We start from the raw sequence: 20,286 nt of genomic DNA, 5'->3' as shown, positions 1-20,286 counted from the left end.
TGGGGAGCGTCGATGCCCGGCCGGTCCGGTTTGCCCTATCGACAGCCTCACAGGTTTAGCTTAGGCTCACCTAAGTTAGGGGCCGCTCCGTCGGCGTGCCCACCTCTCGTACTTCCCCCACGCACGACAGGCGACTGCCCCGCACGATGGGAGTGACATGTCACAGGTTCTTCCTGCTGACGCACCACTGGTCCACGACCTCATTGGCATCGGTTTCGGACCGTCCAATGTGGCCATGGCGATCGCACTCAGCGAGCACAACGCACGCGCCGGCAGGCATGAGGCGATCACCGCTCACTTCTTCGAGCAGCAGCCGCGCTTCGGCTGGCACCGCGGCATGCTGATCGACGACGCGACCATGCAGGTGTCCTTTCTCAAGGACCTGGTGACGCTCCGGAACCCGGCCTCCGAGTTCAGCTTCCTCTGCTACCTGAAGAGCAAGGGACGGCTGATCGACTTCATCAACCACAAGAACCTCTTCCCGCTGCGGGTGGAGTTCCACGACTACTTCGAGTGGGCCGCAGCCAAGGTCGACGACATGGTCTCCTACGGTCACGAGGTCGTCGGCGTCGCGCCCGTCGTCCGGGACGGGACCGTGGAGTACCTGGAAGTGACGGTCCGTTCGGGGGAGGGACTCGTGGTCCACCGGGCCCGCAACCTCGTCATCGGCACCGGGCTGCGGCCGCTCATGCCGGAGGGCGTGGAGCGCGGCGAGCGCGTCTGGCACAACTCCGAACTGCTGGCGAAGGTCGACGAACTGGAGGGCACCTCGCCCTCCCGGTTCGTCGTCGTCGGCGCCGGGCAGAGTGCCGCCGAGAACGTCGCCTACCTGCACCGCCGCTTCCCCCGGGCCGAGGTCTGCGCGGTCTTCTCCCGCTACGGCTACAGCCCTGCCGACGACAGCAGCTTCGCCAACCGGATCTTCGACCCCGGGGCGGTCGACGAGTACTTCGCCGCACCCGAGAACGTCAAGCGCCGCCTGATGGACTACCACGGCAACACCAACTACTCCGTGGTGGACATCGACCTGATCGACGACCTGTACCGGCAGATGTACCAGGAGAAGGTCCTCGGCACGGAGCGGCTGCGCTTCCTCAACGTGTCCCGGCTCACCGACGTCAAGGAGACGCAGGGCCTGGTCCGTGCCACCGTGAAGTCCCTCGTCACCGGCGAGGAGACGCTCCTCGACGCGGACGTCGTGGTCTTCGCCACCGGCTACAGCCCGGCCGACCCCCTCGGCCTCCTAGGCGAGGTCGCGGACCGCTGCCTCCGCGACGACGAGGGCCGGGTCCGCGTCGAGCGTGACTACCGCATCGCGACGGACCCCGGCCTGCGCTGCGGCATCTACCTGCAGGGCGGCACGGAGCACACGCACGGCATCACGTCGTCCCTGCTGTCCAACACCGCGATCAGGGTCGGTGAGATCCTGGACTCGCTCCTCGACCGGGGCCTCAAGTCCGCTTCGGACGAGGCCCGGACGGTTGCCGACGGAACCGGCAGCACGGCCCGTTAGTCCGCCCACCGGTTCGCCCCCACACCGCCGCGCCCCGCCGGGTGGCATCACACCCGGCAGGCGCGGCGGCACCGTGCAACCCCGTGAAACCAAAGGGATAACGTACGTCGACATGGGCACGACTGCAGTGGAGCGCCCCGCTCCCAAGGCCACAACACAGGCTCGTCGGCGGCGGGTTGTGGGTTTGGGCACGCTTGTGGTGATCCTCGTGATCGCGGGGGCGGTGTCGTTGGCCGTCGGTGCGCGCGCGTTGAGTCCTGCCGAGGTGTGGCACGGGTTGTTCGCGGCGCCGGACTCCGACCAGCGGCTCACCGAGATCAGGCTCATCGTGCAGACCGTGCGGGTGCCCCGGACGGTGCTCGCGATCGTGGCGGGCATCGCCCTCGGGGTCGGCGGGGCGTTGATCCAGGGGTACACGCGCAACCCGATCGCCGACACCGGCCTGCTGGGGGTGAACACCGGCGCCTCGTTCGCCGTGGTGTCGGTGATCGCCCTGTTCGGGCTCTCCAACCCGTTCCAGTACGTCTGGTTCGCCTTCCTGGGGGCGGCGGTCGCCGGTGTCGTCGTGTTCGGACTGGCGAGCATCGGCCGGGGGGCAGGCAACCCGTTGACGCTCGCACTGGCCGGGCAAGGGGTCACGGTGTTCCTCCTGGCGATGACCACGGCGGTCGCGCTGTCGGACAAGGCGGCGCTGAACGGGCTGCGGTTCTGGAACGCGGGCTCCGTGGCCGGTGTCGGATTCGACGTCGTCTGGCCGGTGACCGCGTTCATCGCGGTCGGGCTGATGCTGGCACTGACCACGCTGCCCGCCCTCAACCTGCTCAACCTGGGCGACGACGTGGCGCGGGGGCTGGGAGTGAACATCGCGCTGAGCCGGACCATCGGCATCACCGCCATCACGCTGCTCGCGGGCGCGGCGACGGCGGCATGCGGCCCCATCGCCTTTCTCGGGCTCATGGTGGCCCACGTGGCCCGGTATCTGACCGGGCCGGACTATCGCTGGCTGGTGCCGTACGCGGGTCTGCTCGGCGCCGTCATCCTGCTGGTCTGCGACATCGTGGGCCGCCTGGTGGTGCGGCCGGGCGAGTTGGAGGCGGGTGTCCTCGTCGCTCTCCTCGGCGCCCCGTTCTTCGCGGGTCTGGTGTGGCGCGGAAAGTTCAAGAGCGCATGAACGGGACAGAGTTGAAGCCATCGGTGGCGCCGGGCGTGCGGCTCGGTCACGTGTCGTTCGTATGGCGGCCCTGGATCGTCCTCGTGACGCTGCTGCTGGCGGCGGCGACCTTCCTGGTGTTCTGCCTGTCCATCGGCATCGGGGACTTCCCCATCAGTCTGCCCCGGGTGATCGCCACGATCATCGGCCGGGGCGAACAGGTCGACGAGTTCGTGATCATGGACCTGCGGATGCCGCGTGCCCTGGCCGGGCTCGTCGTGGGCATCGCGCTGGGGGTGTCCGGGGCGATCACGCAGTCCATCGCGCGCAATCCGCTGGCCAGTCCGGACATTCTGGGGATCACCGGAGGCGCCAGCGCGGTCGCGGTGTTCCTGGTGACGGTGTCGGGCGGGACCGCCGCGGCGATCGTCGACTTTGTGGGCCTGTCCGCGGCGGCGCTGGCGGGCGGTCTCGGCACGGGTCTGCTGGTGTACTTCCTGGCGTGGCGGCGCGGGATCGACGGCTTCCGGCTCATCCTCATCGGCATCTCGGTGAGCGCCGTGATGGAGGCGATCACGACCTGGCTGCTGGTCACGGCCGACATCAGGGACGTGGCCCAGGCCCAGGCGTGGCTGGTCGGCTCGCTGGACGACCGCTCGTGGGGCGAGGTCCGGATCGCGCTCTGGGGCACGCTCGTCCTCCTGATCGTCGTGTCGTGTGTCGCGTTCCAGTTCAAGCCGCTGCACTTCGGCGACGAGGTCGCCGCGGGCCTGGGCGTCCGGTACTCGATGGTGCGGGCGGTCCTGCTGCTGTGCGCGGTCCTGCTGGCCGGTGTGGCGGTGAGCGCGGCGGGCCCGGTCCCGTTCGTCGCGCTGGTGGCGCCGCAGGTGGCGACGCGTCTGGCGAGGTGCCCCACGCCGCCGATGGTGGCCTCCGGCATGGTCGGAGCGCTGCTGCTGATCGGCTCGGACCTGGTCGCGCGCACGGCACTGCCGATCACTCTCCCGGTCGGCGTGGTCACCGCCGCGATCGGCGGCCCCTTCCTCGTCTATCTGCTGGTACGGGCGAACCGCAGATAGCTGATACAAAGTTAGGCAAGCCTAAACAAGGGGGCCTTGTGGTCGCTCAGTCCATCACCAAGACCGAGTCCGGGGTCGAGGACGCCGCACGGCTGGCAGCCAGGGGTGTCACGGTCGGGTACGGCGCCCGGACCGTCATCGACGAACTCGACGTGGCGATCCCGCCAGGGGTGATCACCACGATCATCGGCCCCAACGGCTGCGGCAAGTCGACCCTGTTGCGGACCCTGTCGCGGCTGCTCAAGCCGGCCAAGGGGACGGTCGTGCTGGACGGCGACGACATGGTCAAGCTCAAGACCAGGGACGTGGCGAAGAAGCTCGGCCTGCTGCCACAGGCACCGGTCGCGCCCGAGGGGCTGACGGTGTCCGACCTGGTCGCCAGGGGCCGCCATCCGCACCAGAGCTGGCTGCGGCAGTGGTCGTCGGACGACGCCGCCGTCGTGGAGCGCGCGCTGGCCATGACCGGGGTGTCCGACCTGGCCGACCGCCCGGTCGACTCACTGTCCGGCGGGCAGCGCCAGCGCGTCTGGATCTCGATGACCCTGGCCCAGGGCACCGACCTGCTCCTGCTGGACGAGCCGACCACCTACCTGGACCTGGCGCACGCGATCGACGTGCTCGACCTGGTGGACGACCTGCACGAGTCGGGGTGCACCGTGGTCATGGTGCTGCACGACCTCAATCTGGCCACCCGCTACAGCGACAACCTCATCGTGATGAGGGAGGGGTCGATCCTGGCGCAGGGGCACCCCCGTGACGTGATCACCGCCGGGCTGCTCCACGAGGCGTTCGGATTGCGCGCCAAGGTGATCGACGACCCGGTGGGCGACCGGCCGCTGATCGTGCCGATCGGCCGCGCCCACGTCCAACTCGACTAAACCGCTATAAAGTTACAGAAGTTAGGCTAGGCTAACCTCACTCGCTCACGGTACGGTTTGCCTGCCCTCAGGCGGGGTGCAGTGGACAGCGCGACAGCAAGGGGATTCCGGATGCTCCTCAAAAGAACGACGCGTATGAAGCCGTTGCGGCGGTTGGCGGCCGTACTGTCCGCCGCGGCTTTCGGCGTCGGCCTCCTCGCGGGATGCGGTTCCGACTCGTCCGACTCGTCCGACTCGGCGGACAACGCGGGCGACAGCACCTCGACCGCCGCCGGCGCATTCCCGGTCACCGTGGAGCACGCGTTCGGATCCACGAAGGTCACCAAGGCTCCCGAGCGGGTGGTCACCGTCGGTTACACGGACGACCAGAGCGTCCTGGCATTCGGCATCAAGCCGGTCGGCATGACCGACCAGTACCCGAATCCGGCGGGTCAGAGCCCCGACATCAACACCCAGTGGCCCTGGGTGAAGGACAAGTGGGGCGACACCAAGCCCGAGGTCATCATGAAGAACGGTGACTCCGGCCCCAACTACGAGAAGATCGCCGCCCTGCGCCCGGACCTGATCATCGCGGTCTACTCCGAGATCGACCAGGCCGCCTACGACAAGCTCTCCAAGATCGCCCCGACGGTGGGCCGTACCAAGGCCGAGAAGGAGCCCTTCAGCGCGCCCTGGCAGGACAACGCGCTCCACATCGCCAAGGCACTCGGCAAGGCCGAGGAGGGCGAGAAGATGGTGGCGGACATCCAGGGCCAGCTCGACGCGGCCAAGAAGGCGCACCCCGAGTTCGCGGGCCAGACCGCCGTCGCGCTGTCCTGGTACGAGGACTCGGTGGCACCGTTCACCTCCACCGACGTGCGCGGACGGCTGGTGACGGGCATCGGCTTCACGTACCAGACCGAGATCGACAAGGTCGCGGACGGCAGCTTCTACACCAAGCTCTCACCCGAGCGCATCGACCTGCTCGATGTCGACCGCATCTTCGTCATCAACGACAAGGCGGACACGGACGCGCTGAAGAAGTTCAAGCTGTTCGCCAACCTGGACGCGGTGAAGAACGGCAAGGTGTCGTACCTGCTGGACAGTGAGGGCCCGGCGGTCGGCGCGGCCATCTCCCAGGGCACCCTGCTGTCCATGCCGTACGCGATCGACGAACTCGTCAAGTCGGTCGAGTAGGTGTGAGCACCACCGTTACACGCGTCGCCCCGGCGATCCTGCGCACGGCGACCGGACGCGAGGCCACCCGATGGGTCGCGGCGCACTGCCGCGAAGTGCCCTGGCTGACGGTCGCCACCGTGCTCACCACGGTGGCCGGTGCGGCGCTCCAGGTGCTCCCGGTGCTCCTGCTCGGCCGGGTGGTCGACGGGGTGGTCGAGGGCGAATCACAGTCGGTCCTGGTCACGATCGGGGCCCTGATGGCGGCCGCCGCGCTGCTCGGCGCGGCGGCCACCGCGGTGTCGACGTACCTGATCGGGCGGCTGGGCGCGGATCTGCTCGCGCGGCTGCGCGAAGGCGCCGTCCGGGCGGTGCTGGGGATGCCCAGCGCACGGATCGAGCAGGTCGGCCGCGGAGACGTACTCTCCCGGGTCGGTGACGATGTGGCCGTCATCTCCAAGGGCATCCGCACGGCCGTCCCCACGGTGTTCTCGGCTGGAGTGCTGGTCGCCATCGCCACGGTCGGCATGTTCGGACTGGACTGGCGGCTCGGCCTGGCGGGCGCCGGCGCGCTGCCCGCGTACGCGCTGGCCCTGCGCTGGTATCTCCCCCGGTCCGCCCCGCTCTACCGGAAGCAGCGGCTGGCCCAGGCCGATCGTGCGCAGGCGTTGATCAGCGGTCTGAACGGGATCGACACGGTCCGGGCGTACCGCCTCGAGGAGGCCTTCCGCGAGAAGGTCACCAGTGAGTCGTGGCGGGTGCGCAACTTCGGTATCGAGGTGTTCCGGTTCTTCGGCCGGTTCGTCGGCAGGGAGAACCGCGCCGAGTTCATCGGGCTGGTCCTCATCCTCGTGGTGGGGTACGCCCTGTTGGAGGCCGATGCCGCCAGCCTGGGCGAGGTGTCGGCGGCCCCGCTGCTGTTCCACAAGCTGTTCACCCCGCTGGGCCTCATCATGTTCACCTTCGACGAGGCACAGAAGTCGGGCGCGAGCCTGACCCGGCTGGTCGGGGTCCTGGGGGAGGACGCGGAGGACCGGCTGGTGGGCGACGCGTCCGTCGCGTCGGCGAACGCAGGGCCGTACCCGGTGACGGTGGAGAGGCTGACGTTCAGTTACCCCGGCACCGACGAGCCGGTCCTGAAGGACGTCAGCCTGACGATCCCGGCCGGTGGTTCGCTCGCCCTGGTGGGGGCGACGGGCGCGGGCAAGACGACCCTGGCCGCCCTGATCGCGGGCATCGGAACCCCGCAGGCCGGGTCCGTGCGCGTCGGGTCGACCGACCTCGCCGGTCTGGACGAGGCCGGGGCGCGGGCCTTGGTGAGCATCCTGACGCAGGAGACGCATGTGTTCTCCGGCCCGCTCGCCGACGACCTGCGGCTGGCTGCGCCGGAAGCGACCGACGCCGAGCTGATGGACGCGCTGCGCACGGTCGGCGCCGACCGGTGGGTCGACGCGCTGCCCGAGGGGCTGAACACCCTGGTCGGCGAGGGCGGCGAGCGCCTGGACGTCACCAAGGTCGCCCAGATCGCCCTCGCCCGGCTGGTGTTGGGCCGGTCCCCGGTGGTGGTGCTCGACGAGTCGACCGCGGAGGCCGGCAGCGAGGGCGCCGCCGAGCTGGAGCGGGCCGTGCTGGCCGCGTGCCAGGGCCGGACCACGTTGTTCGTGGCGCACCGGCTGACCCAGGCGATGGCGGCGGACCGGATCGCCGTGCTGGACGCGGGGCGCGTCGTGGAGCAGGGAACTCACGAGGAGTTGGTGGCTCTGGGCGGCCGGTATGCGCGACTGTGGCGGGCCTGGCGAGAAGGCAGTTAGGCAACCCTAATTTAGGTGAGAGCTAACTTTCATTCCTTGGAAGGGATGCTGAGGCTTCGATGATGGAACCGAGCACTCGTCTCGTACGGCTTTCTCCCGCGCGCCTGGCCGACGTACGCCGGCGAACCGGCGACTTCTCCGACCGGACCATCACCGAAGCATGCGCCATCGGGCTGTCGTACTGGGCGACGGGCCGGAGTCCCGACGGCATCGACCTCACCCCCGGCACGCTGTTCGCCGACGTCCTCGCGTGGGTCGACAACGGCGGGGCCGGGCTCGGCGGTTGGGAGGTCGGCGCGGACGGCCGGAGCATCACCGTCCCGGAAGGCGTGGCGGCCGCCGACGCGCAGCTCGCACTGGACGACCTCGCCGACTTCCCGGACCGGCCCATCGGCACCATCGCCCCGGCCGGCGTCGCGACGAGGCTCGAGGCCCTGGCCGAGTGGAACGACACCCAGGCCGACCGGGTCCGCCCGACCATCGTGGAGATGTTCCGCGAGCAGGCGCGGACCAGGCCGGACGCCGTCGCCATTGTCGACGAGCACCGATCACTGACCTACCGTCAGACGACTGAGCTCTCCAGCCAGTTGGCTCACCATCTGCTCGAACGCGGCCTCGCCGCCGAGCAGGTCGTCGGCATCTCACTGAGCCGCTCCGCCGACATGGTGATCGGGCTGCTCGCCGTGCTCCAGGCGGGTTGCGCGTTCGTGCCGCTCGATCCACAGTGGCCCGCCGCGCGCCGAGCCGTCGTCATCGAGGACGCCCGGGTCGTGGTGCAGCTCAACGCCTCGGGCGAGCACGACCCGGCTGAACCGGCAGCCGTGGCCGTCGACTTGGGCGACTGGCGGTTCGGTTCCTACCCGACCGAGGGGACCGGGGTCACCGTCCTCGGCGACGCCCTGGCCTACGTGATCTTCACGTCCGGTTCGACCGGGCGGCCCAAGGGCGCGATGATCCGGCACGAGGCGATCAGCGAGCGCCTGTTGTGGCAGGTCAACGAGATCCTGGGCTTCGGCCACGATGACGCGTCGCTGTTCAAGGCGCCGCTGTCCTTCGACATCTCCATCAACGAGATCTTCCTGCCGCTGGTGTCCGGCGCCCGGCTGGTGATCCTGCGGCCCGGCGGCGAACGTGACCCGCACCACCTGCTGAGCGTGATCGCCGAACAGCGCGTCACTTTCACGTACCTGGTGTCCTCCATGCTGGACGTGCTCCTGGAGATCGCCGGCGACTCCGGGCGCCTGGACAGCCTGCGGCACGTGTGGTGCGGCGGCGAGGTGCTGACCCCGGAGCTGTACGAACGGTTCCGCACCAAGCTCGACATCCCCATGTACCACGGCTACGGCCCGGCCGAGACGACGATCGGCGTCTCGCACGTCATCTACCGGGGCGCGGCGGAACGCCTGTCGACATCGATCGGCAGGGCCAACCCCAACACCCAGTTGTACGTACTCGACGACGAGCTGCGCCCGGTCCCGGTCGGGGTCGGCGGCGAACTGTACGTGGGAGGGTTCCTCCTGGGGCGGGGGTACGTGGGTGCGCCCGGCCTGACGGCGTCCCGCTTCGTCGCGAACCCCTTCGCGAACGACGGTTCCCGGCTGTACCGGACCGGTGACCTCGCCCGGTTCGACCCGGACGGGTCGCTGGACTTCCTCGGCCGGGCCGACAACCAGATCAAGATCCGCGGTATGCGGCTGGAGATCGAGGATGTCGAGGTCGGTCTCGCGGAGCACCCCGGAGTACGCCACACCTGCGTCGTCGCGAAGAAGAACGCGGCCGGCGGCACCTACCTGGTCGGGTACGTGATCCCGGCCGCCGGGAGCGAGGACCTGCGGGCGGACGAGGTCAAGACGTGGGCCGCCCGGCACATGGTCGAGTACATGGTGCCCGCCCACCTCGTCGTGATGACGGAGTTCCCGCTCACCGCGAACGGCAAGCTCGACCGGAACGCGCTGCCGGAGCCCACGATCGGGACGGGCTCGCTCGTACAGCCCGCCACTGACAACGAGCGCGCGGTGTGCGCGGCGGTCGCGTCCGTGCTACGGCTCGAAGAGGTCGGCGTCGACCAGGACTTCTTCCAGCTCGGCGGAGACAGCATTCTGGCGATCTCGCTGCTGAGCGCGCTGCGCGACGCCGGTCTCTACGTCACGGCACGGCAGATCTTCGCCAACAGCACCGTGGGGGCGCTGGCGGCGGTGGCGAGCCGTGAGGACGTCTCCACGGTGGACCACGGCGATGTCGCGACCGGTTCCGTCGTGGGCTCGCCCATCGTGCAGTGGCTCGGTGAGACCACGGACGCGATCGACGGCTTCGTGCAGTCGGTGGTGCTGAACACCCCGGCGGACCTGACCGCCGACGCGCTCGACGCGATCCTCGCCGCCGTGGTCCGGCGGCACGACATGCTGCGCGCCAAGCTGGTGCGCGGTGACCACTGGAGCTTCGACATCCCGGAGGCGGACCAGGCCGTCGCCAGGTGGCAGGAGAGCGACGGCCCGGTCGAGGAGTGCGTCGCGCTCGCCACCGAAGGGCTGGACCCGGCGGATGGCGTGATGCTGCGGGTGGTCTGGCGCCGCGAGGCACGGCAGTTGGTCCTGGTCGCCCATCACGTGGTGATCGACGGCGTGTCCTGGCGGATCCTGATGGAGGACCTGGCCACGGCGTGGCGGCAGTTCGCCTCGGGCGCGCCGATCGAGCTGCCCCCGGTGGGCACGTCGTTCCGGCGCTGGACGCAGCTGCTGGAACGTGCGGCGTTCGACGCGGACAGCGCCTACTACTGGCGTCCCCTGCCGGGAGCGGACGCGCCGATGGGCAGACGTGCGCTGTCCGAAGCCGACACCGTCGCGCGGGAGCGGGTGCGGACCGTCTCGGTCGGTCCCGATGTCACGGCCGCGCTGCTGGGCGAGATCCCCGCGAGGTTCCACGCGGGCGTCAACGACGTCCTGCTGACCGCCCTCGCCGTCACCCTCGCCCGCCGGCGCCGCGACCTCGGGCAGGACCAGACGTTCGCGCACATCGAACTCGAGGGCCACGGCCGCGAGGGACAGTTCGTGGCGGGCACCGCCGGCTTCGAGCCGGAACTGTCGCGGACCGTGGGCTGGTTCACCACCCTGTTCCCGGTGATCGTGGACCCCGGCGCGGCGGCCGACTTCACGGCGCCCGAGTACCTGGCCGCCGCGCTCAAGGCGGTCAAGGAGGACCTCGCCCGGGTGCCGGACAACGGCATCTCCTACGGTGCCCTGCGGTACCTGACCCACACCGAGTTCGACGCGCCCGCACCGCAGGTGCTGTTCAACTACCTCGGCCGCTTCGATGCGGGCGCCTCGGGTGACTGGCAACTTGCCAGCACCACAGGTCAGTTGGGCGAGAAGCGGGACCCGAGGATGCGCCTGCCGCGTCCCCTGGAGTTCAACGCGATCGCCGAACCCGCGGCGAGTGGCGAGTACGAGCTGGTCACCACCATCTCCTGGCCCGACGGGATGTTCACCGACGAGGACATCGCGACCATCGGCGAGTACTTCCGGGTGGCTCTGGCCGGGCTTGCCGCGCTCGACCAAGGCGGCCACTCGCCCAGCGACTTCGGCCTGGTGCCGCTCACTCAGGCCGACGTCGACGCCCTGGACGGCCTCCGGCTTCGGGACATCCTGCCGCTGACCCCGTTGCAGGAGGGCCTGTACTTCCACTCGGTCTTCGACGACGACTCGGCGGGCGCCTACGTCGAGCAGCAACTGCTGACGCTGGACGGAGAGGTGGACCCCGACCGGCTCGCGGCGGCGGCCACCCGGTTGCTCACGCTGTACCCGAACCTGGCCGCGCGGTTCGTGGCCCTCGCCGACGGCCGTGTGGTCTCCGTACTGGAGAGCGGTGTTCAGGCGCCGTTCACCACGCTGGACCGCCCCGGCCTCACCGACGACGAGATACGCGACTACGCCGAGCGGGACCGCCGCGCCGGGTTCGACCTGGCCACCGGCCCGCTGATGCGGTACACGCTCCTCCGCGTGGGCTCCGGCCGCAATGTCCTGGTGCAGACCGTGCACCACATCATCGCCGACGGCTGGTCGGTGCCGCCGATGCTCCGCGCGCTGCTGGCCGAGTACCACGCGCCGGGGAGCGTCCACCCGGTCGGCGGCTTCCCCGACTACGTGCGCTGGCTCGCCGGCCGCGACGAAGACGAGAGCGACCGGGTGTGGCGCGAGCAACTCGCCGACCTGCCTGGCCCTTCGCTGGTCGCCGAGGGGCACACTCCGTCCGACCGGTTCGCCGACACCGCCGTGGAGCCGGCGGACGACATCGACGCGGCCGCCCGGTCGGCCGGCGTGCCGCTGAGCGTGGCCGTGCACAGCGCCTGGGCGGTGACGCTGGGCGGCATCCTGCGCGGCAGGGACGTGGTGTTCGGCTCCACGGTGTCCGGGCGCGACGCGGAGGTGCCCGGCATCGAGGACATGGTGGGTCTGTTCATCAACACGATCCCCGTACGCGCTCGTTGGACCGGTACGACCACGGCAAGTGACCTGCTTGCCTCGGTACGGGAGCACCAGAGCGCGGTACTGCCGCACCAGCATGTCTCGCTGGCCAGGATCGGCCGCCAGGCCGGCGCCGGCGGCCCCCTGTTCGACACTCTGGTGGTGTTTGACGTCGCGACCGATGTGGACGGTCTGCGAGGGTCCGGCGATGAGCTGGTCATCACCGACATCGTGAACGAGGGCGCTCCGCACTACCCGTTGACGCTGGTGGTGGAGCGGGCGGTCGACGGTCGTCCGCGCTTCAACCTGATCTACGACGGTGAGCTGTTGGGGGAGGCGAGCGTCCAGGAGATCCTGCGTACGTTCACCTCGACCCTCACCGGCCTGCTCACCCGGCCGGACGCCCTGGTCGACGACCTGGCCTCCGAGGACGCCCGGCGTCCCGCGCGGATCGCCCAGACGACCCTGGGCGGACTGTTCGACGCCGCCGCGCACCGCGACCCGACCGCCACCGCTGTCACGCAGTGCGGTCTCGACGGCGGTAGCCGGTCACTGACCTACGGTGAACTGGCGGACGCAAAGAACGAGTTGGCCTCGGCCCTGCGGGCGGCCGGGGTCGGGCCGGGCAAGCGGGTCGCCGTCGCCGTCCCGCGTTCCCTGGAGCAGGTCGTCGCCCTGGTCGCGATCGTCAGCGCGGGCGGCGCGTACGTGCCGCTGGACCTGGCCTACCCGGACGAACGGCTGGAGTACATCCTCGCCGACGCCGCTCCGCAGGTCGTTCTGGTGGAGCGTGAGCAGCGGGACCGCTTCACGGGACTGCTGGCCCGGGCGGGCGTGTCGGCGCGGGTGCTCGTGCAGGGGGATGAACCGCCGGTGGGGGACACCACCGAGCCCGAGATCAGCTGGCACGACCCCGCGTACGTGATCTACACGTCCGGATCGACCGGCCGGCCCAAGGGTGTCGTCGTCCCGCACTCCAGCGTGGTGACGCTGCTCGCGAACACCCAGCCCGACATGGACTTCGGGCCGCACGACGTATGGGTCCAGTTCCACTCCTTCTCCTTCGACTTCGCGGTCTGGGAACTGTGGGGCGCGCTGGCGTACGGCGGTGAGCTGCTGGTGCCGGAATACGGGCTGACCCGCTCCCCGGTCGACTTCCACCAGCTGGTCCGCGAGCGCGGAGTGACCGTGCTCAACCAGACCCCGTCGGCGTTCTACCAGTTCATCGAGGCCGACCGGCATGCCGACCGGCCGGTCACCGCACTGCGCCGGATCATCTTCGGCGGCGAGGCGCTGGATCTCGGGCGGCTGCGCGGCTGGGTCGAGCGGTACGGCACCGGTTCGCCCGAGCTGGTCAACATGTACGGCATCACCGAGACCACCGTCCACGTCACCCACCGGGTGCTGACCGACGAGGACTTCGCCTCAGGCGACGACGTCAGCCCGATCGGCGGTCCGATACCCGGCCTGGTCACCTATCTGCTCGACGACCGGCTCCGGCCGGTGCCGCCGGGCCGGGTGGGCGCCATCTACGTCGCCGGCGACCAGGTGTCGCTCGGCTACCTGGGCATGCCGGGGCTCACCGCAGGACGGTTCGTGGCGAACCCGTTCGCGGGCGACGGCTCCCGCATGTACCACACGGGCGACCTCGCCCGCCGCACGCTCGACGGCGAGCTGGAGTTCGTCGGCCGCGCCGACGACCAGGTCCAACTCAAGGGCTTCCGGATCGAGTTGGGCGAGGTGGAAGCCGCGATCAGGGAACTCGACGGCGTGGTCGATGTGGCCGTCACCGTGGCGGACAGCGGCGACCACCTGGTCGCGCACGTCGTGGGCCGGGCGCCTGGCGACTTCACCGAGCAGCTGTCCACGAAGCTGCCCGTGCACATGGTGCCGGGCCGGGTGCTGCCGGTCGACGCGCTGCCGCTGACGGTCAACGGCAAGCTGGACCGGAAGGCCCTGATCGCACGGGCAGCACAGGATGACGCCCCGGTGGCCGTGAGTGACTCCGCGCTCGCCGCCCTGGTCGGCATCTTCGCCGACACCCTGCCCGGCTCCGACGTGGACGGTGACACCGACTTCTTCCGCGCCGGAGGCGACAGCATCCTCGCCATCACCGTGATCAACCGGGCCAGGGCGCTCGGCCTGCCGATCGCGCCCCGGGACGTGTTCCTGCTCAGGACACCGCGCGCGCTCGCCGAGCACCTGGGGACCCTCGGGACGAGCACACCGCCCGCCGCATCCGCCCCCGCCTGCCGCGAGGACGGCCCGCTGACGCCGACGCCGATCATCCTGCGCCAGCGCGAACTGGGCGAATCGCTCGCCCGGTTCGCCCAGGCCAGGACGCTGGTGGCCCCCGAGGGCACCGGGCTCGCCGACGCCGAGCGCGCCGCGAACGCCGTCGTGGCCGCACACCCGGCCCTCCGGCTGCGACTGCGTGTCGAGCACGGGGTGTGGGCACTGCGCACCGAACCCGCCCGCGAGGTCACCGTCGTACGACCGGACACGACCGATGCGAAAACGGCGGCGAACGAAGCCGCCGGACGGCTCGACCCCGAGTCCGGGGACGTCATCGCGTTCTCGTGGCTGGAGGCGAGCCGGACCCTGGTCGTCACCGTGCACCACCTCGCCGTCGACTCGGTGTCCTGGCTGATCCTGCTGGACGACCTGGCCACTGCCCTGCGCGGGGAGCCCCTGGCGCCGCCGACCACGTCGTACGCCGAGTACGCCGAAGCACTGACGCTCCAGTCCGCCCAGGCCGTCGACGACCTCGGGCACTGGGTCACCACGCTCCAGGCACCCGCGCTGCTGCCCACGGTCGAGCGGCTGCGCGAGACCACGGTCGTGCTCCCTCCCGAAGTGAGCGACCGCGTGACACGTACCGCGCCCGCCGCACTCGGCGTCGGCCTCACCGAGTTGCTGTGCGGCGCGCTGCGCACCGCGCTGACCCACATCCAGCCGTCGCCCACCGATCTCGCGATCGAGCTGGAGCGGCACGGCCGGGTCCCGGTGCTCGAACACCACGACTACACCCGCACGGTGGGCTGGTTCACCTCCATCGCGCCCGTACGGCTCACCGCGCACACCGACCCCGTCGCCGCGGCGCGCGAGGTCACCGAACGCCAGCCGGACGAGCGCGCGCACGTCGCCTACGGCCGGCTCAGGTACCTCAACCCGCAGACGGCCCCGCTGCTGAACGCCCGCCCGCAGGTGCTGTTCAACTACCTCGGCCGGGGCAGCGAGTCCCAGGCCCTGCACATCACCGGCGGCGACCAGGGCAGCCCGTACGCCGTCGAGGTCAACGCGTGGCTCGACGAGGCCACCGGCAGCCTGCACGCGGCCTTCACCCTCGCCGAGGGCATCCCCGACGAGCTCACCGAGCACTGGCGGAGCGCACTGGAACGCATCGCGGACGCCTCCGCGACAGCCGAGCGCACCGCACCGGTCACCCCGCTCCAGCGCGGTCTGTTCTTCCAGGCCCAGATGGCCGGCACGGCCGGACACTACGTCGCGCAGAGCTGGTTCACCTTCGACCGGCGCCTGGACACCGACGCGCTGGCCGAGGCGACGGCGTACGTGATCGCGCGGCACCCGGTCGTGGGCGCCGGCTTCACGACCGACGACGACGGAAATCCGGTCCAGGTCCTCAGCGCGGGACGGCAAGTCACCGTCCGTGCGGTCGAGTTGGCGACGGACGCGGAAGTCGAAGCCCTGCGCACCCGCGACCGCGACACGGGATTCGACCCCGGTGAGCCACCGCTGATCCGGCTGACCGTGGTCCGTCTGCCCGACGACCGCGACGGCCTGCTGCTGAGCTACCACCTGCTGCTGTGGGACGGCTGGTCCCGCGAGATCGTGCTGCGGGACCTCTTCGACGCCTATCAGGCCGTCGTAGCGGGCGAGCCGTGGGACACGACCCCGGCCACGCCGAGCTTCGAGGACCACGCCCGGGCGCTCGACGCCAAGGACCCCGCCGTATCGGAACGCTTCTGGGCGGATCACCTGTCCGGCCTCCCCGGCCCGACGCTGCTCGCCGGACCGGCGCCGTCCCTCTCGGACGACCTGCCGCGCGCGCTCGTGCACACGCTGTCCGCCGAACAGTCGGACCTGCTGCGGGACGCGGCCAGGGCGCACGGCGTCACGCTGAACTCGGTGCTGACCGGCGCGTTCGGCCTCCTCCTCGGCGCCCACACGGGCCGCAGCGACGCCGTGTTCGGCGTGACCGTCTCCGGCCGGGAGGGCGAGGGGCTGTCCGACATCGTCGGCGTGCTGCTCAACACCGTGCCCATGTGGACGCGGGCCCGGCCGCACGACACGGTCCGCGCGTACCTGCCGGCCGTGCAGGCGGCCAGGGTCGAGGCGATGGAGCACGAGCACCTCGGCCTTGGCGAGATCCAGCGGGCCAGTGGGCACGACACCCTGTTCGACAACCTGTTCGTGCTCCAGAACTTCCTGGACATGGACGCGTTCGCCGAGATGAACGCGCGGCACGGCATCACCTCGGTGAAGGCCGATGACTCCACGCACTACCCCTTCACCTGGGTCGTCACGCCCGGCGACCGGCTCACGGTCAAGCTGGAGTACCGCGACGAGGACACCGAGAACGCCCGGCGTCTCCTCGACGACTACCTGCGCGTCCTCGAGGACCTGGCCCGGTCGACCGGACCGGTCGGCGCGCTGCGGGGGCTGGGGCCGGAGCCCGAGCCTGCCGAACGCACGGACGTCGGCACGGACACCGTCGTCGACCGGTTCGACCAGGCGGCGGACCGTGATCCGGAGCGGATGGCGCTCGTCGCGCACGGCTCGACCATGACCTTCGCCCAACTCCGGGACCGCAGCCGCGCGGTGGCGGGTGTGCTCGCCGGGCGCGGCATCGGCCCCGAGAGGACGGTGGGCCTCGCGATCCCGCGTTCCCTCGACTCGATCGTGGCGCTGTTCGCCGTACTGCGCGTCGGCGCCGCGTACGTACCGCTGGAGCTGGACCACCCGGACGAGCGGATCGCCTCGATCGTCGCGGACGCCCGCCCGGACGTGATCCTCACCATGAGCGCCGTGTCGCCTCGGCTGACCCCGCTGACCGGCGACCTGATCGAGCTGGACCGCCCCCTGCCCGCCGCCGAGCCGTATCTGACGTTCGCGCCGGACGACCCCGACCGCCTGCGGCACCCCGCCTACACGATCTACACCTCCGGATCGACCGGGAAGCCCAAGGGCGTGGTGACCGAGTACGCCGGGCTCACCAACATGCTGATCAACCATCAGCGCCGGATCTTCGAGCCGGTGCTGGCGGAGCACGGCCACCGGGTCTTCCGGATCGCGCACACCGTGTCGTTCGCGTTCGACATGTCGTGGGAGGAGTTGCTGTGGCTCGCCGACGGGCATGAAGTGCACATCTGCGACGAGGAGTTGCGCCGTGACGCGCCCCGGTTGGTCGAGTACTGCCTCGAGCACGGCATCGACGTCATCAACGTGACCCCGACCTACGCGCAGCAGCTGGTGGCCGAGGGCCTGCTCGACAACCCGGCACGACGGCCGGCGCTGGTGCTGCTGGGCGGCGAGGCCGTCACCCCGACGCTGTGGCAGCGGCTCGCGGAGACCGAGGGGACGGTCGGCTACAACCTGTACGGACCCACCGAGTACACCATCAACACCCTCGGCGTCGGCACCTTCGAGTGCCAGGACCCGGTGGTGGGCGTCGCGATCGACAACACGGACGTGTACGTGCTGGATCCGTGGCTGCGGCCGCTGCCGGACGGTGTTCCCGGCGAGTTGTACGTGTCCGGCATCGGCATCGCGCGCGGCTATCTCGGGCAGCCCGCCCAGACCGCGCACCGCTTCGTCGCCTGCCCGTTCGGCGAACCCGGCGAGCGCATGTACCGCACCGGGGACCTGGTGGTCCGGCGGCCCGACGGGAACCTGATGTATCTGGGCCGCACCGACCAGCAGGTCAAGATCCGGGGGCACCGGGTCGAACTCGGCGAGGTCGAGGCCGTGTTCGCGGCGCACCCCGCGGTGCGGTTCGTCGCCGCGGTCGCCCAGCCCGACCCGCAGGTCGACGGCGCCTACCGGCTGGCCGCCTATCTCGTCCTCGACGGCTCCGACCTGGCGGCGGTCGCCGCCGAGGTGGGCGCCGGGCTGCCGGACTTCCTGCGCCCGACGCACTACGCCCAGGTCGACAGCATCCCGCTGACGGTCAACGGGAAGGCTGACACCAAGGCGCTTCCGGAGGCCAAGCCGCTCGGCGCGCTGACCACGGCGGGGGAGCGCGGCCCTCAGACCGAGACCGAGACCGTGGTGTGCGAGTTCTTCGCCGAGGCACTGGACCTGGACGACGACGAGGTGAGCGCGGTGAGCGACTTCGTGTCCCTCGGAGGGCACTCCATGCTGGCGGTGCGGCTGATCGGGCTGCTCCGCCGGGAGTACGGTCCTGTGATCACGATCCGCGATCTGTTCACCCTGCGAACCCCGGAAGCGATTGCCCGCCACCTCGATGACAACTCCTGACACGCAGCGGCCCCGCCCGGGGTCCGACATCCTCCGGACCGCACTGCGCCGCAACATCGGCGCCATGGCCTGGGGCACCCTCCTCATGGGTCTGTACCAGGCGGGGGAGACCGCGTTCCCCATCGCGCTCGGCCTGATCGTCGAGCACACGATGCGGGACCGGAGCCTCGGCGCGCTCGCCCTGTCGATCGGCGCGCTGGCCGTGATCATCACGACGGTGTCGCTGTCGTGGCGGTTCGGGATGCGCATCCTGCAGAAGGCCAACACGACCGAGGCGCACCGCTGGCGGGTGAAGGTCGCGGCCTGCGGACTCCAGCCGGTGGCCAGGGACGTGGACCTCAAGTCCGGCGAGGTGCTGACCATCGCCACCGAGGACGCCGACCAGACCGCCGACATCATCGAGGTGGTGCCGCTGCTGATCAGCTCGCTGGTCGCGGTGCTGGTCGCGGCGATCGCGCTCGGCCTGGCCGACATCCGGCTCGGCCTGCTGGTGATCGTGGGAACCGTCGCGATCCTGTCGATCCTGAGCGTGCTGTCCAAGCGGATCGGCTCCAGTACCCAGGAACAGCAGGCCCGGGTGGCGCGGGCGGGCGCGAAGGTCGCCGACCTGATCACCGGCCTGCGCCCGCTGCACGGCTTCGGCGGCAACCACGCGGCGTTCCTGTCCTATCGGAAGGTCAGCACGGAGGCGAAGCTCCAGGCGATCACCGTCGCCAAGGTCAACGGCGCGTACGCGGGCGCCGCGCTGGCCCTCAACGCGGTCCTCGCCGCCGCCGTGACCCTGACGGCGGGCTGGCTGGCGTTCAACGGCCGGATCAACATCGGGGAACTCGTCATGGCCGTGGGGCTGGCGCAGTTCATCATGGAGCCCCTCAAGCTGTTCTCCGAGATGCCCAAGTACGTGATGATCGCGCGCGCTTCCGCCGAGCGGATGGCGCTGGTGCTGACCGCACCGCCGGTGACGACCCCGGGGCATCAGCGCCCGGCCACGGGCGGAGACCTCGAGATCGACTGCGTCCGCTACGGGACCCTGCGGAATCTGAAGTTCCATGTGACCGCCGGCGAGTTCGTGGCGATCGCCCCCTACCAGCCGCGCGCGGCGGTCGACCTCGCGTCCATCCTGGCTGTGAATGTCCCGCCCGACGCGTACGAGGGAATGGTGCGGGTCAGCGGGCAGGAGCTCGCGGACCTCTCGATCGAGGCGGTCCGCGAACACATGCTGGTGAACCCGTACGACGGCGAGATCTTCGCGGGCACCCTCCGCACGAACATCGACCCCTCGGGCACCAGCCGAACGGTCCCCGAGGCCGTCGAGGCATCCATGCTGACCGACGTCGTCGCCCTGCACCGCGAAGGACTCGACTACGCCGTCCGCGACCGCGGCGCGAACCTCTCCGGGGGCCAGCGCCAACGACTGTCCCTGGCCCGCGCCTTGGCCGCCGACACGGACGTCCTCGTCCTGCACGACCCGACGACGGCCGTCGACGCGGTCACCGAACAACTCATCGCGCGCAACGTCGCAAAGCTGCGCCGGGGCCGCACCACCATCGTGATCACCAGCAGCCCGGCCCTCCTGGACGCCGCGGACCGTGTCCTCGTACTGGACGACGGCGTCATCACAGCCGAGGACACCCATCGCAACCTGCTGGCCACCGACGAGGAGTACTGCTCGGCGGTGGCGCGGTGACCGCGCCCCTCAGGGGCGCGGGGAACTGCGCGACAAGCCCCCACCGGCCTGC

The 20,286-nt window shown here is 70.6% G+C and carries 8 protein-coding genes; all 8 read left to right on the top strand.

What is annotated here, in order from left to right; genetic code table 11:
* Nucleotides 1-157 precede the first annotated feature (157 nt).
* The 8 genes from ACKTSN_RS09885 to ACKTSN_RS09850 all read left to right on the top strand — a co-directional run bounded on the left by ACKTSN_RS09885 (nt 158) and on the right by ACKTSN_RS09850 (nt 20,234).
* A complete protein-coding gene (locus tag ACKTSN_RS09885; protein WP_409468744.1) occupies nt 158-1,513 on the top strand; it encodes a lysine N(6)-hydroxylase/L-ornithine N(5)-oxygenase family protein in 1,356 nt (451 codons plus the stop codon).
* A gap of 112 nt (nt 1,514-1,625) precedes the next feature.
* Nucleotides 1,626-2,684 (top strand): FecCD family ABC transporter permease, encoded by a 1,059-nt coding sequence (locus tag ACKTSN_RS09880; RefSeq protein WP_409468743.1) that lies wholly within the window; start codon nt 1,626-1,628, stop codon nt 2,682-2,684.
* Nucleotides 2,681-3,742 carry a FecCD family ABC transporter permease gene (locus tag ACKTSN_RS09875; RefSeq protein ID WP_409468742.1) on the top strand — a complete coding sequence of 354 codons (1,062 nt, stop codon included), beginning with the start codon at nt 2,681-2,683 and terminating at the stop codon, nt 3,740-3,742. Before ACKTSN_RS09880 ends, ACKTSN_RS09875 begins: the two co-directional genes overlap by 4 nt.
* 38 nt (nt 3,743-3,780) lie before the next feature.
* Nucleotides 3,781-4,620: an ABC transporter ATP-binding protein gene (locus ACKTSN_RS09870; protein WP_409468741.1), complete on the top strand. Its 840-nt coding sequence runs from the start codon at nt 3,781-3,783 to the stop codon at nt 4,618-4,620.
* A 111-nt stretch (nt 4,621-4,731) separates the two neighbouring features.
* On the top strand, nt 4,732-5,796 hold the full coding sequence (locus tag ACKTSN_RS09865; protein ID WP_409468740.1) for an iron-siderophore ABC transporter substrate-binding protein: 1,065 nt from the start codon (nt 4,732-4,734) through the stop codon (nt 5,794-5,796).
* A 2-nt stretch (nt 5,797-5,798) separates the two neighbouring features.
* Nucleotides 5,799-7,586, top strand: coding sequence for an ABC transporter ATP-binding protein (locus tag ACKTSN_RS09860; RefSeq protein WP_409468739.1), 1,788 nt, complete (start codon nt 5,799-5,801; stop codon nt 7,584-7,586).
* A gap of 59 nt (nt 7,587-7,645) precedes the next feature.
* Nucleotides 7,646-18,547 (top strand): non-ribosomal peptide synthetase, encoded by a 10,902-nt coding sequence (locus ACKTSN_RS09855; RefSeq protein WP_409468738.1) that lies wholly within the window; start codon nt 7,646-7,648, stop codon nt 18,545-18,547.
* Nucleotides 18,534-20,234: an ABC transporter ATP-binding protein gene (locus ACKTSN_RS09850; RefSeq protein ID WP_409468737.1), complete on the top strand. Its 1,701-nt coding sequence runs from the start codon at nt 18,534-18,536 to the stop codon at nt 20,232-20,234. Before ACKTSN_RS09855 ends, ACKTSN_RS09850 begins: the two co-directional genes overlap by 14 nt.
* The last annotated feature ends 52 nt before the right edge of the window (nt 20,235-20,286 follow it).

The organism is Streptomyces flavusporus, from assembly GCF_046267975.1.
Classification (GTDB): Bacteria; Actinomycetota; Actinomycetes; order Streptomycetales; family Streptomycetaceae; genus Streptomyces; species Streptomyces flavusporus.
Note: the sequence above shows the minus strand (reverse complement) of the source record. Positions and strands in the feature narration are given on the sequence as shown.